Annotated in this window: 13 protein-coding genes; 9 read left to right on the forward strand and 4 right to left on the reverse strand. The window is 64.6% G+C overall.

The annotated features are described in order from the left end of the window. Positions 1–14: 14 nt before the first annotated feature. Complete coding sequence (locus tag ACGYLC_RS07815) at positions 15–3,356, reverse strand: DUF3971 domain-containing protein (protein WP_394422451.1); 3,342 nt, start codon at positions 3,354–3,356, stop codon at positions 15–17. Positions 3,357–3,464: 108 nt separating this feature from the next. Here ACGYLC_RS07815 and ACGYLC_RS07820 point away from each other — a divergent pair, with 108 nt between their 5' ends. The 4 genes from ACGYLC_RS07820 to ACGYLC_RS07835 all read left to right on the forward strand — a co-directional run bounded on the left by ACGYLC_RS07820 (position 3,465) and on the right by ACGYLC_RS07835 (position 6,765). Then, positions 3,465–3,938, forward strand: coding sequence for a peroxiredoxin (locus tag ACGYLC_RS07820; RefSeq protein WP_394422452.1), 474 nt, complete (start codon positions 3,465–3,467; stop codon positions 3,936–3,938). Further along, positions 3,935–4,753, forward strand: a complete 819-nt coding sequence (locus tag ACGYLC_RS07825; protein ID WP_209217615.1) for a ferritin-like domain-containing protein — start codon at positions 3,935–3,937, stop codon at positions 4,751–4,753. The genes ACGYLC_RS07820 and ACGYLC_RS07825 overlap by 4 nt, the downstream gene beginning before the upstream one ends. Positions 4,754–4,946: 193 nt before the next feature. Then, a complete protein-coding gene (locus tag ACGYLC_RS07830) occupies positions 4,947–6,275 on the forward strand; it encodes a DUF5930 domain-containing protein (protein ID WP_394422454.1) in 1,329 nt (442 codons plus the stop codon). Continuing rightward, on the forward strand, positions 6,265–6,765 hold the full coding sequence (locus ACGYLC_RS07835) for a polymer-forming cytoskeletal protein (protein WP_209217613.1): 501 nt from the start codon (positions 6,265–6,267) through the stop codon (positions 6,763–6,765). The genes ACGYLC_RS07830 and ACGYLC_RS07835 overlap by 11 nt, the downstream gene beginning before the upstream one ends. A gap of 76 nt (positions 6,766–6,841) precedes the next feature. On the opposite strand, the gene ACGYLC_RS07840 is transcribed toward ACGYLC_RS07835, so the two are convergent. The 3 genes from ACGYLC_RS07840 to ACGYLC_RS07850 all read right to left on the reverse strand — a co-directional run bounded on the left by ACGYLC_RS07840 (position 6,842) and on the right by ACGYLC_RS07850 (position 8,922). Continuing rightward, complete coding sequence (locus ACGYLC_RS07840; protein WP_394422455.1) at positions 6,842–7,804, reverse strand: DUF3179 domain-containing protein; 963 nt, start codon at positions 7,802–7,804, stop codon at positions 6,842–6,844. A gap of 64 nt (positions 7,805–7,868) precedes the next feature. Continuing rightward, positions 7,869–8,423 carry a peptidylprolyl isomerase gene (locus tag ACGYLC_RS07845; RefSeq protein WP_394422456.1) on the reverse strand — a complete coding sequence of 185 codons (555 nt, stop codon included), beginning with the start codon at positions 8,421–8,423 and terminating at the stop codon, positions 7,869–7,871. Continuing rightward, entirely contained in the window at positions 8,416–8,922 is a 507-nt protein-coding gene (locus ACGYLC_RS07850; protein ID WP_174858656.1) for a peptidylprolyl isomerase, read from the reverse strand. Before ACGYLC_RS07850 ends, ACGYLC_RS07845 begins: the two co-directional genes overlap by 8 nt. A gap of 127 nt (positions 8,923–9,049) precedes the next feature. Between ACGYLC_RS07850 and ACGYLC_RS07855 the strand changes: the two genes are divergently transcribed. The 5 genes from ACGYLC_RS07855 (at position 9,050) to ACGYLC_RS07875 (ending at position 14,627) form a co-directional block, all read left to right on the forward strand. Further along, complete coding sequence (locus tag ACGYLC_RS07855; protein WP_394422457.1) at positions 9,050–10,237, forward strand: phosphoglycerate kinase; 1,188 nt, start codon at positions 9,050–9,052, stop codon at positions 10,235–10,237. A gap of 112 nt (positions 10,238–10,349) precedes the next feature. Continuing rightward, positions 10,350–10,649: a septum formation initiator family protein gene (locus ACGYLC_RS07860; protein WP_067265383.1), complete on the forward strand. Its 300-nt coding sequence runs from the start codon at positions 10,350–10,352 to the stop codon at positions 10,647–10,649. A gap of 205 nt (positions 10,650–10,854) precedes the next feature. Next, entirely contained in the window at positions 10,855–11,862 is a 1,008-nt protein-coding gene (gene pdhA / locus ACGYLC_RS07865; protein WP_394422459.1) for a pyruvate dehydrogenase (acetyl-transferring) E1 component subunit alpha, read from the forward strand. Between the two features lie 4 nt (positions 11,863–11,866). After that, entirely contained in the window at positions 11,867–13,258 is a 1,392-nt protein-coding gene (locus ACGYLC_RS07870; protein WP_394403574.1) for a pyruvate dehydrogenase complex E1 component subunit beta, read from the forward strand. A 10-nt stretch (positions 13,259–13,268) separates the two neighbouring features. Continuing rightward, entirely contained in the window at positions 13,269–14,627 is a 1,359-nt protein-coding gene (locus ACGYLC_RS07875) for a pyruvate dehydrogenase complex dihydrolipoamide acetyltransferase (protein ID WP_394422460.1), read from the forward strand. Positions 14,628–14,629: the final 2 nt, after the last annotated feature.

Consider the following 14,629-nt stretch of genomic DNA (forward strand, 5'->3'; position numbering starts at 1 on the left):
GGTCGCCCCGGCGCTTAGCGTTCCTCCGGCACCCGGGCAACCGGATTCGCCTGGCCCTGCACCTGTGGCGGCTGGGGCGGCGGGCGGCGGAACAGCTCGCGGAACATGCCGGGGGTGAGCGCCGAGAGCGGGTTGACCGAAACGCTGGGGTCTTTCGCTGCCCCCGTGAGCCGGTAGTTGAACCCGATCAACCCCTCGCCCTTGCGGGTGAAAAGCGACCCGATCCCGTTGAACATATAGACCGGAGAGATCACCCCTTGCATGTCGATCAACCCGCTGTCGAGCGCATAGACCCCATCCATCGACAGACCCAAGGAAGCGCCCACGGCGCTGGCCTCGGTCAAGGTCAGGCGGTTCGGGGTCAGGCGAAAGTTTGCCTCCACATCGTCAAAGTAAATCCCGTCGCCGTTGAGTTCATTGATCAGCCCCACGACCGAGATGGCATTGACCAGCGCCGCGATCCCCGGCGCGTCGCGAATGGCGACATCGCTGACCGTGAGCTGCCCGTCAAAGGCGCCGCCCGAGCCCACGGGCAGAAGGGTGAGCGACAGGTTGCCCCCGACCACCTGTTTCACCAACCCGGCCGAGCGCAGAACCCCGCCGGCGTCGTCCGAGACGACCCGCACCGCGCTGCGCCCCGCTTGGGGCAGCACCCGCCCCTGCACCGGCGTTCCGCCATTGAGCCGGGCGGTAAAGGCGCCATCCATCCCCTTGGTGGTGTCGAATGTGCCCGACAGATCGGTCAGGTAAATCGTGTCGGTGATCTGCAACCGGTCGAGCGCCACGCGCATCGGCGGACCGGCTTGGCCCCCGGCCCCGCCGAACTCGGCCCGGCGCATATCAAGCGTGCCGCCGCCTAGCACCACTTGCACCGGCTTGCCCTTGCCCCGCCCGATCAGTTGCAGCGGGATATCCAGCCAATCACCGCGCCGCAGCCGGTCGATCCGCACCCGGTCCAGCGCACCGCCGGGTTTCAGGTCGATGGAGCCCGCCACCCGGAGCCCCGGCGCGTTCAGTTGGAAGGCGTCGATATTCGGCGTCTCGCCCAAACGCCCCGCCAGTCGGAGTTCGCCCTTCGTTTTCGTCGCCTTGCTCCACGACAGTTGCGGGACCGAGACGCCCAAGCCCGCCAAATCGCTTTGCAAGGTGAAGCGCGGCGCGTCGCCCTTCTTGAGGTCCACGACCAGCCGCCCGCGCCCCTCCCCGCTCAGGCTCCCGGGGGGCAGTGCCACGCCAAAGGCTTCAAGCCCCGCCGGGGTCAGCGCCACCTGCGCGGTCAGGCGGCTTTCGTCCGAACCGGGGCCGATCGCCTGCGACCATTCCCCGTCGAAGCCCACCCCGTCGATACGCCCTGCGCCGCCGATGGTGATGCGGTCATTGTCGGCGGTGATGGACAGTTTGCTGGCCTGAAGGCTGCGGTCTTTGACCAGCGTATCGGTCGAGAGCGCCAGCAGGTCCCCCGCGAAGTGATAGCGCACATCTTCGGGCTTGCCGCCCTTTTTCAACGGCAGCGCCAGCGTGCCTTTCAGCACCGCCTCCCCATCCGCAAGCGTCACGGGCAACCCGGCCTTATCCATCACCCGCATCGGCGGCTGGTTGAGCAGCGACAGCGCCGCGGTCAGGGTGGAGCGCGTGTTGAGCCGGATCACCGAGGGGCTGCCGTCTTTCACCCGCACATCGGGAATGATGAAGGACGACCCATCCAGCGTCACCGCCCCGCCCTGCGGCGCGATCACCTCGCCCGCGTCCACCGTGACGACAAGGCGGTTGTCGAGCAGGCTCATATGGCCGCTGCCATCGGTGATATGCGGCAGGGTTTTGAGAAACCGCACCTCGGCCCCGGCATAGTCGAAGGCGACATAGGTCTGCGGCGCCTGCCCCGGCACCATGCGCAGCGCCAGATCGAGGTTGCGCATCCGGCCCGCGTGAAGGTTCTCGTCCAGCCATTTGCGGGTCTTGGGCTTCACCCCCTCGGGCCAAAGCGCCAGCAGGCGTTCGGGGCTGAGCCGGTCCATCCGCCCATCGAGGGACAGGTTCCAGCCCTCAGGCTCGGCCACCAGCGCACCGTCAAGGCGCAGGGTGCGGCCCTGATCGCTGATTTCCAGACGGCCCAGCTTCAGGCGAAACGGGTCGAGGCTGAGTTCGAAGTCGATATCCGCCTGATCCAAGGCCACCGTCTCGGGGTAAACTTCCGCCGGATTGGCCCGCAGATCGCGTAGGGAAAACTGCCCCACCATCCGCCCCGGAATGCCGCCCGTGACATCGCCCAGTTGCGAGGTTCCGGTGATATTACCCGAGACCCAAGGGCTGTCGAGTGACATCTCGTCAAAGCGCAGCAATTGCCGCGCGGGGTTGTAGCTGAAATAGCTCTGCGCCCCGTCGAAGGGGATCGGTTTGGTCTGCGGATTGGGCTGCAACACCCCTTTGCCAATCTGCAAAGAAGCATTGATCGGCGCGAAACGCCCTGCGCTGTCGATGCCGCTGCGCACCGCGCCCGAGATATTGGTCCGCAACACCTCAAGCCACGAAAAGGCAGGCCCCTGCGCCGCGATGTCGCGCGCGTCGACCCCGTCGAAGGTTACGCCAAAGGTCGCCGCATTGTCCCCGATCCGGCTGCTGTAATTCGCGGTCAGCGTGGCCACCCCCGCGCCCCCGCTGAGCACCGCGAGGTCCGCCGAGAGGTCAAGCGCATCGCCGTCGCGCGACAGGCGCAGCCGCCCGCCATCCCCGGTCCAGGCGCGGCCCGCGCGGGCATCCTCGAACCGCAGTGTCAGCGCGCGCAGCTCGACCGAACGGAGGGCGGAAAGCGCGGGGGCGGCCAGCACCTCGTCAATCTGGCCGATGAGTTGCGGCAGAGTCGCCGCCTCCCGCTCCGGCGGAGCGATCCCGGCCCCGGCGCTCAGGCTCACCCGGCCATCCGCCCCGCGGCGCAGGTTGGCCACCACGCCCGAAAGCGAAATCGCCCGGGGCTGCGCCACCCCGCGCAGCAGGGACCGCATCGACAGGCTGGCCTTGAACTCATTGAAACTGACGATCTCATCGCCCTCGGGCGTGGTGACAAAGATGTCTTGCAAACGCACGCGGGGGCGCCATCCCTCATCGACGACGAATTCCATCGCGCCGAACTCCACCCGCGCCTGCGGCAATGCGTTCGCGATCCGGGCCTCGATCCGTGTCTGTACCCAAAGCGGCGCCGGGATCGGACGCCCGGTGAAATAGACCGCCGCCCCGGTGGCCAGCGCCGCCAAGAGCACCAGCACCAAGGCCGAGACGATGCCCGCGCGGCGGCGCGACCGGCGGCGCGGCGGCCCTTCGCCATCTGGCGCAGGGGGGCTGGAAGGGGACGGGTCGCGCATCGGGCTCCGTTTCGAACAGGGCGGCTTTCTGGGGCGGCTTTGACGTTGTCAAATCAGATGCAGTATGACAGCCCTGAACGACCCTTCACAAGCCAAAGGAACCGCCCCATGTCGCAGATCGGACCCCAGCCCGGCCAACCGGCCCCGGATTTCACCCTTCCCGTGACCGGCGGTGGCGAGATCACGCTGTCTACCTTACGCGGCGCGCAGGTGGTGCTGTTCTTCTATCCGCGCGACGACACGCCCGGCTGCACCAAGGAATCGATCGGTTTTTCCGAGCGTTTGTCTGACTTCGCCGAGGCAGGCGTACAGGTCTTTGGCATCTCGCGCGACAGCATGGACAAACACGACAAATTCGCTGCCAAACACGCGCTGACGGTGCCGCTTTTGTCTGACACCGATGGCGCGGTGACCGAAGCCTATGAGGTCTGGGTTGAAAAAAACATGTACGGCAGGAAATCCATGGGCATTGAACGCGCGACCTATCTGATCGACGCCGAAGGGCAGATTGCGCAGGTCTGGCGCAAGGTGAAGGTGCCCGGCCATGTGGATGCCGTGCTCGACGCGGTGCGCGGCGCATGATGCCGCTGGCGGAAATGGCCGAGGCGGTGCTGCGCACGGCGGATGGGCGCGAGAAGACGGCGCTGTCGCGGAAATACGCGGCGCAGTGGCTCTCGGCCCGCGAGGCCGGTGAACGCCCCGAAGTGGGACGCGCCGACCCGCCGCTGCACCCTGCCCGGCCCGCGCAGCCCGAGTTGCTCTCACCGCGCGACGTCCCGCGCCGCCGCCCCGGCACGCCTGAAGGCCGCGCGGCTCTGCTTCATGCCGTGGCGCATATCGAGTTGAACGCGGTCGATCTGCATTGGGATGTGATCGCCCGTTTCTCTCATGTGCCCCTGCCCTTGGGCTTTTATGACGATTGGGTCAAAGCGGCGGATGACGAATCCAAACATTTCAATCTGATGTGCGACTGTCTTGAGGAAATGGGCAGCCACTATGGCGCCATGCCCGCCCATGCCGGCATGTGGCGCGCCGCCGAAGACACGGTGGACGATCTGATGGGCCGCCTTGCCGTGGTGCCCATGGTGCTGGAGGCGCGCGGCCTTGATGTGACCCCCGGCATGATCGAGATTTTCCGCAAGGCGAAGGCCGACAGCGCCGTGGCGGCGCTTGAGACGATCTATGCCGAAGAAGTCGCCCATGTGGCCTATGGCAGCAAGTGGTTCCACTTCCTCTGTGGCCGCCATGACGACGACCCAAAGGACCGTTTTCATGCCCTCGTGCGCAAGTATTTTCACGGCGATCTCAAGCCGCCCTTCAACGAGGAAAAGCGCGCCGAGGCGGGAATCCCACCAGATTTCTACTGGCCCCTGACGGCGGATGGCGGGCCTAGCTGATCAGGATCTGACGCAGCAAGTGCTTGGTATCGGCGGATTTTTGCCAATGACAAAGCGCTTTTTCAGGCGAATGGGGGAATGCCGCGCAGCCGCGGGTCAATAGGCTTGCCCCATTCGCGGGCACTGGCTATTGACGTTGGGCGCGAAGGGGCCGAGCCCCGCGCACCGACGGGACGGGACAAAGGACGACAACGTGCGCACACGGATTGCCATCAAGACGCATGCTCAGCTTGAGCAGTATTTTCCCGAACGCCGCGTCTTTTTGAAATCCGACAGCGACACACGTTTCATCCGCCTGCGGCCCGGCACCCAGATCATCGGGCTGGCGGGATCGGCCTTTCTGGTTTCTTGGGCCATCATCGCCACCGCCATTATTTTGATGGACAGTATTGGCTCGGGCAATTTCCGCGAGCAGGCCAAACGCGACCAGCGCACCTATCAGGCCCGGCTGAACGAGCTTTCCGCGCAGCGCGATCTGCGCGCCGAAGAGGCGCTTGCCGCCCAAGACCGTTTTAACGCCGCGCTGACGCAGATTTCCGTCATGCAGTCCGAACTGCTGGCTTCCGAGACCCGCCGCCGCGAATTGGAAACCGGGATCGAAGTGATCCAATCCACCCTGCGGGACACGATGAAAGACCGCCAGAAGGCCCGGCTGAAACTGGCCGAACTGGAAGGCAGCCTTGAGAATGGCGAGGCGGGAAGCCTGCGCGCCGACGCCGATCAGGCGCCGGTCGATTTCCTTGCCCAAGCCCTTGCCCGGACCGCGGCGGAGCGTGACAAAGTCGTGGTCGACGCGCAGGATGCGCTTTTGCAGGCCGATGAGATGGCGCAGGAAATCGCCCTGATGCGCGATCAGAACGATGCGATCTTCCGCCAGCTTGAAGAGGCAATGAGCGTCTCCGTCGCCCCGCTCGACAAGATGTTCCGCAGCGCGGGCATGCCGACCGACCGCATTCTCGCCACCGTGCGCCGGGGCTATTCGGGCCAAGGCGGGCCGATGACGCCGCTGTCCTTCACCACCCGCGGCGAGGAGCTGAGCCCCGACACGCTGCGCGCGAACAAATTGCTGGGGCAGATGGACCGGCTGAACCTCTACCGCATTGCCGCCGAAAAGGCCCCCTTCGCCAACCCGGTCAAAAACGCTTTCCGCTTCACCAGCCAGTTCGGCTATCGCCGTGACCCCAAGACCGGCGGCCGCCGGATGCACAAGGGCGTCGACTTTGCCGCCGGGATGGGCACGCCGCTTTATGCGACCGCCGATGGCGTGGTGATTCATGCAGGCTGGTCTTCGGGCTATGGCCGTCTGGTCAAGATCCAGCATGAGTTCGGCATAGAGACCCGTTATGCCCATATGTCCAAGCTGCGCGTGAAAGTTGGTCAAAGAGTCTCGCGCGGGCAGCATATTGGTGATATGGGAGCATCAGGACGGGTCACCGGTGTCCATCTCCACTATGAAGTCCGCGTAGGTGGCAAGGCTGTTAACCCCATGATCTATATCAAGGCTGCAAACGATGTTTTCTAAAAGCAAAATCAACGATCCCGCCCCTCAGGATGCAGATGTGTCCAAACCGGCACCTTCCGGTGCATCCTCGGCCCCCGCGCCCTCCAAGCAGAGCGAATTCAAGGCCAGCGCCCCCAAGGCAAAGCCGCCCGCATCCGTTCTGTCTTCGGACCTGCATGTGACCGGCAACATGAAAACGACAGGCGACGTTCAAGTTGAAGGCACCGTCGAAGGCGATATCCGCGCACATTTGCTGACCATCGGTGAGACGGCGACAATCAAGGGCGAAGTGGTTGCCGATGACGTGGTCATCAATGGCCGCATCGTGGGCCGCGTGCGTGGCCTCAAGGTACGTCTGACATCGACCGCGCGGGTCGAGGGCGACATCATCCACAAGACCATCGCGATCGAATCCGGCGCGCATTTCGAAGGCTCTGTGCAGCGTCAGGACGACCCGCTGAATCCCGGCGCGAAATCCGCACCGGCGCAGAAGCCGAACCCAGCGTCCTAAGACCGCGGTCGGAAGAGTCATCGGCGGGCGTCGCGGGCAACCGCGGCGCCCGTTCGCTTTTGAAGCTATCGCGCGGTCAGCGGCCCAGCATCCAGATGCCGTCGGGCCAGAAGGCATCGAAGGCAAAGGCGAACATCACATCATGCGGCAGGTCGCGGCCCGCGCCGTCGCGCACCCTGATGCTGCCCACGTCGCGCCCCTGCCCGATCGCGCTGCTGTCCAGCGCCGAAGCCTGCCCCGGCTGCCAAGAGATCGTCACCCCCGCCTCGCGCACCTCGCCTGCCTCGGCCAGACGTTTCAGCCGCCAAGCGCGCTCCCCCACCCGCACCACACGCTCCAAAGGCGCAATGCCATGCGGCGGCTGGCGCCCGTCATAGAGGAAGGGTTTGGCCGATGAATCATAGCCCCGGTAGGGGTTGCGCCCGTAGGCGCGGTTGTAGGACGGCTCGGCCATCACCAGCCCGTCGGGGTTGCGGGCGGTGAAATCGGCCCAGCTTTCCAGCCAGCTCGGCAGGTGGCGCAACTCGGTGCCGGTGAGCGTGCCGACGATGGCGCGGCCCTCGGCCTGCTGCCACCAGCTTTCTGTCTGGCGGTCGTACATCACCATGTCGGAATGGCGCAGCTTGCCCGAGACGCCGAAGTCGAGCACCCGGCCCCCGACCCGCCGGTCGAAGACCAGCGCGGAGTTGCACAGCGGGCAGAAGGTGACGGCGATGGGCCGGCCGTTCACGCTGTCGTTCACGATCTCATGCCATGTCAGGTAGCGGATCGGATAGGCGCGCGGCTTGGCGCCCTCGATCTCCACCGTGATGACCGGCTCGCGCGGGGCGATGCGGGTCTCGGAGGACGCGGGCAGGAACTGCGCCGACTCCAGCGCCGGGATGCCGTCCTTCGGCGGCCCGCCCGAGATAATCTCGGACCAGTTGGAAATGCTTGTCTTGGAGAAATCGGTGTGCGGCCACTCGCCCTGCCAGCGGGCGGGGTCGGCGGCGGCGGTGCTGGCCCAGAGGCCGAGGATCGGGGCGGCGATATATCTCATGCCGCCAGCCTGACCCATGCGAGGGCGGGCAAGCAAGCCCACCCCACGCGATCCTGATCGGGCGTTACTCGGTCACGGTGACCTTCTGCATCACGTCCGGCGCGCCGACGACACTTCCGTTCGGACCCGTGCCGCGCTTGATGGCGTCGACCACGTCCTGCCCCTCGGTCACCTTGCCAACGACGGTGTACTGACCGTTGAGGAAGGGCGCCTCGTCGAACATGATGAAGAACTGGCTGTTGGCGCTGTCCGGGCTCTGGCTGCGGGCCATGCCGACAACGCCCTTCTCATAGGCGATGTCCGAGAACTCGGCCTTCAGGTCGGGCTTGTCAGAGCCGCCCATGCCCGCACGGGCGGTGTCGCCCTCGGCCCGGCCAAACTGCACGTCGCCGGTCTGGGCCATGAAGCCGTCGATCACGCGGTGGAAGACCACCCCGTCATAGGCGCCTTCTTCGGCCAGTGCGGTGATCTGCGCGACATGGTTGGGCGCCACATCTTCGAGCAGGTCGATTCGAACGGTGCCATTGGCCTCGCCCGCGACTTCGATCTCGAGCCCGGTGGCCATGGCCGCCGAGCCGAGGAGCGCGAGAAGTGCGCTGGTGCCTGCGATCTTACGCATCTGCAGCGACCTTGACCGAGATCATGCGGTCGGGGTTCGCAGGCGGCTCGCCCCGGGTGATCGCATCGACATGTTCCATGCCCGAGATGACCTGCCCGTAAACGGTGTATTGACCGTTAAGGAAGTCGTTGTCCTTGAAGTTGATGAAGAATTGGCTGTTGGCGCTGTCGGGGTTGGCCGAACGGGCCGCACCGATGGTGCCGCGCGCATGAGGAACCTTGGAGAATTCCGCAGGCAGGTTCGGCAGGTCCGAGCCGCCAGTGCCCGCTGCGCGCAGGTTGAAGTTGTCTTCCATATTGCCATTGGCCACGTCGCCAGTCTGGGCCATGAAGCCTTCGATCACGCGGTGGAAAGCGACGTTGTCGTATTTCCCGGCGCGGGCCAGTTCCTTCATCCGTTCCACATGTTTGGGCGCAAGGTCGGGCATCAACTCGATGGTGACGGTGCCGCCTTTCAGCTCCATCAGGATGGTGTTCTCGGGGTCTTTGATCTCGGCCATGGGGCAATCCTTTGGTTTGTCTTTGCCAGATACCTAAGGAGCTTGGCCGCGATTGCCAAGCCGCGCATTGACCTGAGGCCAGATAACAGCAAAACACAGCGCAAGAGACTGGATTGGGAGAAGACCGATGGGCTGGAAATCACTGGACGATATGGAACTGGACGGCAAGCGCGTGCTCTTGCGCGTCGATATCAATGTGCCGGTCGAAGAGGGCCGCGTCACCGATGCCACGCGGATCGAGCGGATCGTGCCCACGGTGAACGACATCCTGTCGCGCGGCGGCAAGGTGACGCTGCTGGCGCATTTCGGACGCCCCAAGGGCAAGGTCGTCGAGGAGATGAGCCTGCGCCAAGTCCTCCCCGCGCTGGAAAAGGCACTGGGCCGTGATGTGGCATTCCTGCCATCGCTCGATGCCGCAGGCGACGCGCAGGCCGATCTGCAACTCATGGAAAACATCCGCTTCTACCCCGGTGAAGAAGCCAATGACGAAGGTTTCGCCCGCCAATTGGCCGCGCTCGGCGATATCTACTGCAACGATGCTTTCTCTGCCGCGCATCGCGCCCATGCCTCGACCGAGGCGCTGGCGCGGCTGCTGTCCGCCTGCGCGGGCCGTTTGATGCAGGCGGAACTCTCGGCGCTGGAGGCGGCACTGGCCAAGCCCGAGCGCCCGGTGGGCGCGGTCGTAGGCGGGGCCAAAGTCTCGACCAAGATCGCGCTTTTGGAAAACCTCGTGAACCGGCTGGACGTTTTGGTCATCGGCGGCGGCATGGCGAACACCTTCCTCGCTGCACTCGGGGCCGATCTGGGCAAATCGCTGGAAGAGCCGGACTATTACGACACGGCCAAGGACATCATGGCGCAGGCCGAGAAGGCGGGCTGCCGGGTCATCCTGCCGGTCGACGGTCTGGTCGCGCGGGAGTTCGCCAAGGATGCGGCCCATGAGGTGGCCTCGCTTGGCCCCGATGCGAAGCTCGCGAAAGATCAGATGGTGCTCGACGCTGGCCCCAAGACCGTCGCACAGGTCGAAACGGCCTTCGCCGAGCTGCGCACCCTTATCTGGAACGGCCCCATGGGCGCCTTTGAAATTCCGCCCTTCGACACCGCCACCGTCGCCGCCGCTCGGGCTGCGGCCGCCAAGACCCGCGACGGCACGCTGATCTCCGTCGCCGGGGGCGGTGACACGGTCGCGGCGCTGAACCAAGCGGGCGTGGCGGATGATTTCACCTATATCTCCACCGCCGGGGGCGCCTTCCTTGAGTGGATGGAGGGCAAGACCCTGCCCGGCGTCGCCGCATTGGACGCATCGGCTGGGTAAAAAGGCGATTTAACGCTAAAAACAACGGGTTTCCCGCAATTGTGGGATTCCCATGACGAATCGCCTGTGCCATACTGATGTCACGTCCGCCAAGAGACGCAGAGGCAGTACCATGACACGCAACACCCGACCGGCTTTCGGCACATTGCTGTTCTTCGCAATCGCTTTCGCGCTGAGCCTGTATTTCACCTTTGCCGCCGTGCAGGGGGATTTCGGCCTGTTCCGCCGGACCGAGATTGTGGCCGAGAACCAAAAGCTGAGCGACCGTCTGGCCGAGGTCCGCGCCGAGGTGGCCCGGATGGAGAACCTCACCCGCCGCCTGTCGGACGACTATCTCGACCTCGATCTTCTGGACGAACGCGCGCGCAAGGTGCTGGGCATGGTCCGCACCGATGAGATCGTCATTCGCTGAGGTTCCCCGGCGCATCGTCTATCGGCCCCTGCCCCGCGCCTGCGGCCTTGCAATCACGCGAAATCTCTGGCCTCCTTCGCCTTGTCAGCCGTGGTGCGCGCACCACGTCACAAAGTCTCTCGCAATCCACTTTGGAATGCGTTAGGGAATAGTTTAACGCTAAACTACTTTTGGCACCTGACCAAAGCCGACGGAGGAGACGCCCATGGCCGCGAGGAAATCGAGCAAGAAACCCAATGTCTCGGCGGAGGAGCTCACCAGCTACTACCGCGACATGCTGCTGATCCGGCGGTTTGAAGAGAAAGCCGGACAACTTTACGGCATGGGGCTGATCGGGGGATTCTGTCACCTCTATATCGGACAAGAAGCGGTCGTTGTCGGCCTTGAGGCCGCGGCCGAGGAGGGCGACAAGCGCATCACCTCCTACCGCGATCACGGCCATATGCTGGCCTGCGGCATGGACCCCAATGGCGTCATGGCCGAGCTGACGGGGCGCGAGGGCGGCTATTCTAAGGGCAAGGGCGGCTCAATGCATATGTTCTCGAAAGAGAAGCATTTCTACGGCGGCCACGGCATCGTCGCGGCACAGGTGCCGCTTGGCGCGGGGCTGGCCTTTGCCGATCAATACAAGGGCAACGGGCGCGTCACCTTCACCTATTTCGGCGATGGCGCCGCCAACCAGGGCCAAGTCTACGAGACCTTCAACATGGCCGCGCTGTGGAAACTGCCGGTGATCTTTGTCATCGAGAACAACCAATACGCCATGGGCACCTCGCAGCAGCGCTCGACCTCCTCGGCCGAGATCTGGGAGCGCGGCCGCGCCTTCGGCATCCCCGGTGAGGCGGTCGACGGCATGGATGTGCTGGCGGTCAAGGAAGCCGGTCAAAAGGCCGTGGCACACGCCCGCAAGGACGGCCCCTATATTCTGGAGATCAAGACCTACCGCTACCGCGGCCACTCCATGTCCGATCCCGCGAAATACCGCACCCGCGAAGAAGTCCAGAAAATGCGCGACGAACGCGACCCGATCGAGGCCGTGCGCAGCCTGCTTCTGGAGGGCAACCACGCGAGCGAGGAAGATCTCAAGGCCATCGACAAGGAGATCAAGAAGATCGTGAACGAAAGCGCCGATTTCGCCAAGGAAAGCCCGGAGCCCGATCTCGACGAGCTCTGGACCGACATCTACGCAACCGAAGTTCCGCAGGAGGCCTGAAGCAATGGCAACCGAAATTCTCATGCCCGCCCTCAGCCCCACCATGGAAGAAGGCACGCTGGCGAAATGGCTGGTCAAGGAAGGCGACGAAGTCTCCTCCGGTGACATTCTGGCCGAGATCGAGACCGACAAGGCGACGATGGAATTCGAGGCCGTGGACGAAGGCACCATCGGCAAGATCCTCATCGCCGAAGGCACCGAAGGCGTGAAGGTCAATACCGCCATCGCCGTGCTGCTCGAAGAGGGCGAAAGCGCCGACGACATCGACACCGCGAAATCCGCCCCCGCTGAGGACAAGGACGAAGAGGCCAAGCCCGCACAGGCCAAATCCTCGGACGATGACCGCGAAACGCCTGCCGAAGGCAAGAAACAGCCCGAGCCCGACACCAGCCCGGACTGGCCCGAGGGCACCGAGATGAAGCAACAGACCGTCCGCGAAGCGCTGCGCGACGCCATGGCCGAGGAAATGCGCCGCGACGAAAACGTCTTCCTCATGGGAGAGGAAGTCGCGGAGTACCAAGGCGCCTATAAAATCTCCCAAGGTCTGCTGGACGAATTCGGCGCGAAACGCGTGATCGACACGCCGATCACCGAGCACGGCTTTGCCGGCATCGGCGTCGGCGCGGCCTTCGGCGGCCTGCGCCCCATTGTCGAGTTCATGACCTTCAACTTCGCCATGCAGGCGATGGACCAGATCATCAACTCCGCGGCCAAGACGCTTTACATGTCCGGCGGCCAGATGGGCGCCCCCATGGTCTTCCGCGGCCCCAACGGTGCGGCGGCCCGCGTCGGTGCCCAGCACTCCCAGGATTACGCCGCCTGGTTTATGCAGATCCCCGGCCTCAAGGTCGCGATGCCCTATTCGGCCTCCGACTACAAAGGCCTGATGAAAACCGCAATCCGCGACCCCAACCCGGTGATCTTCCTCGAGAACGAGATCCTCTACGGCCGCAGCTTCGATGTGCCCGACATCGAGGATTACACCGTCCCCTTCGGCAAGGCCCGGATCTGGCGCGAGGGCGCGGATGTCACCATTGTGAGCTTCGGCATCGGCATGACCTATGCCCTCGAAGCGGCCGAGAAACTGGCCGAGGACGGTATCGAGGCCGAGGTCATCGACCTGCGCACCCTGCGCCCGATGGATACCGAGACGGTGCTGAAATCGGTGATGAAGACCAACCGCTGCGTCACCGTCGAGGAAGGCTGGCCGCAGGGCTCCGTCGGCGGCTACATCAGCGGCGTGATCATGCAAGAGGCGTTCGACTACCTCGACGCCCCGGTCATCACCTGCACCGGCAAGGACGTCCCCATGCCCTATGCCGCCAACCTCGAGAAACACGCGCTGGTCACCACCGACGAGGTGATTGAGGCCGTGCGCAAAGTCACCTACCGGTAAGGAGCGGATCATGCCCACAGAAATTCTCATGCCCGCCCTGTCTCCCACGATGGAGGAAGGCACGCTCGCCAAATGGCTGGTCAAGGAGGGTGACGAAGTCGCCTCCGGTGACATCCTCGCCGAGATCGAGACCGACAAGGCCACGATGGAGTTCGAAGCCGTCGACGAAGGCACCATCGGCAAAATCTTGATCGAGGAAGGCAGCGAAGGCGTGAAGGTGAACACCCCCATCGCTGTGCTGCTCGAAGACGGCGAAAGCGCCGACGATATCGCGGCATCCTCCGCCCCGGCCAAGGAAGAAAAGCCGCAGGCCGAGGAAGCGCCCAAAGCAGCTGAGGCTGAGACGCCCGAAGCCGGCTATGGCCGCGGTGCGACGGAGGCGAATGACAGGCCGACCAAGAGTGACGCCAAAGCCCCCGCCGCCCCCAAAGACGAAAAGGGCGGGCGCATCTTCGCCTCCCCCCTCGCCCGCCGGATCGCGGCGGACAAGGGTCTCGACCTCACCCAGATCGAAGGCAGCGGCCCGCGTGGCCGGATCGTCAAAGCCGATGTGGAAAGCGCCCAGCCAATGGCTGCCAAGGCTGACAGCCCCGCCGCCACCAAAGACGCCGCGCCGGTGACACAGCCTGCCCCCGCTGGCCCCTCCTCCGATGCCGTGCGCAAGATGTACGAGGACCGAGAGGTCGAAGAGGTCAAGCTTGACGGGATGCGCAAGACCATTGCCGCGCGCCTTACCGAGGCCAAGCAGACGGTGCCGCATTTCTACCTGCGCCGCGACATCCAGATCGACGCGCTGCTGTCTTTCCGCAGCGATCTGAACAAGCAGCTCGAAGCCCGCGGTGTGAAACTCTCGGTCAACGATTTCATCATCAAAGCCTGCGCGCTGGCGCTGCAATCGGTGCCCGATGCCAATGCGGTCTGGGCCGGGGATCGCATCCTGAAGCTGAAGCCCTCGGACGTGGCCGTGGCCGTGGCCATCGAGGGCGGGCTCTTCACACCGGTCTTGCAGGACGCCGACACCAAGTCGCTCTCGACCCTCTCGGCGCAGATGAAAGACCTCGCCACCCGCGCCCGCGACCGCAAGCTCGCCCCGCATGAGTATCAGGGCGGCAGCTTTGCCATCTCCAACTTGGGCATGTTCGGGATCGACAACTTCGACGCGGTCATCAACCCGCCGCATGGCGCGATCCTCGCCGTGGGGGCTGGTGTTAAAAAACCGATCATCGGCAAGGATGGTGAGATCACGGCAGCGACAGTCATGTCCGTCACCCTCTCGGTCGATCACCGCGTGATCGACGGGGCGCTCGGTGCGCAGTTGTTGAACGCGATCGTCGAGAACCTTGAAAATCCGATGATCATGCTGGCCTGAGG

Origin of the sequence: Sulfitobacter sp. 1A12157 (assembly GCF_043557345.1) — a bacterium.
GTDB lineage: Bacteria > Pseudomonadota > Alphaproteobacteria > Rhodobacterales > Rhodobacteraceae > Sulfitobacter.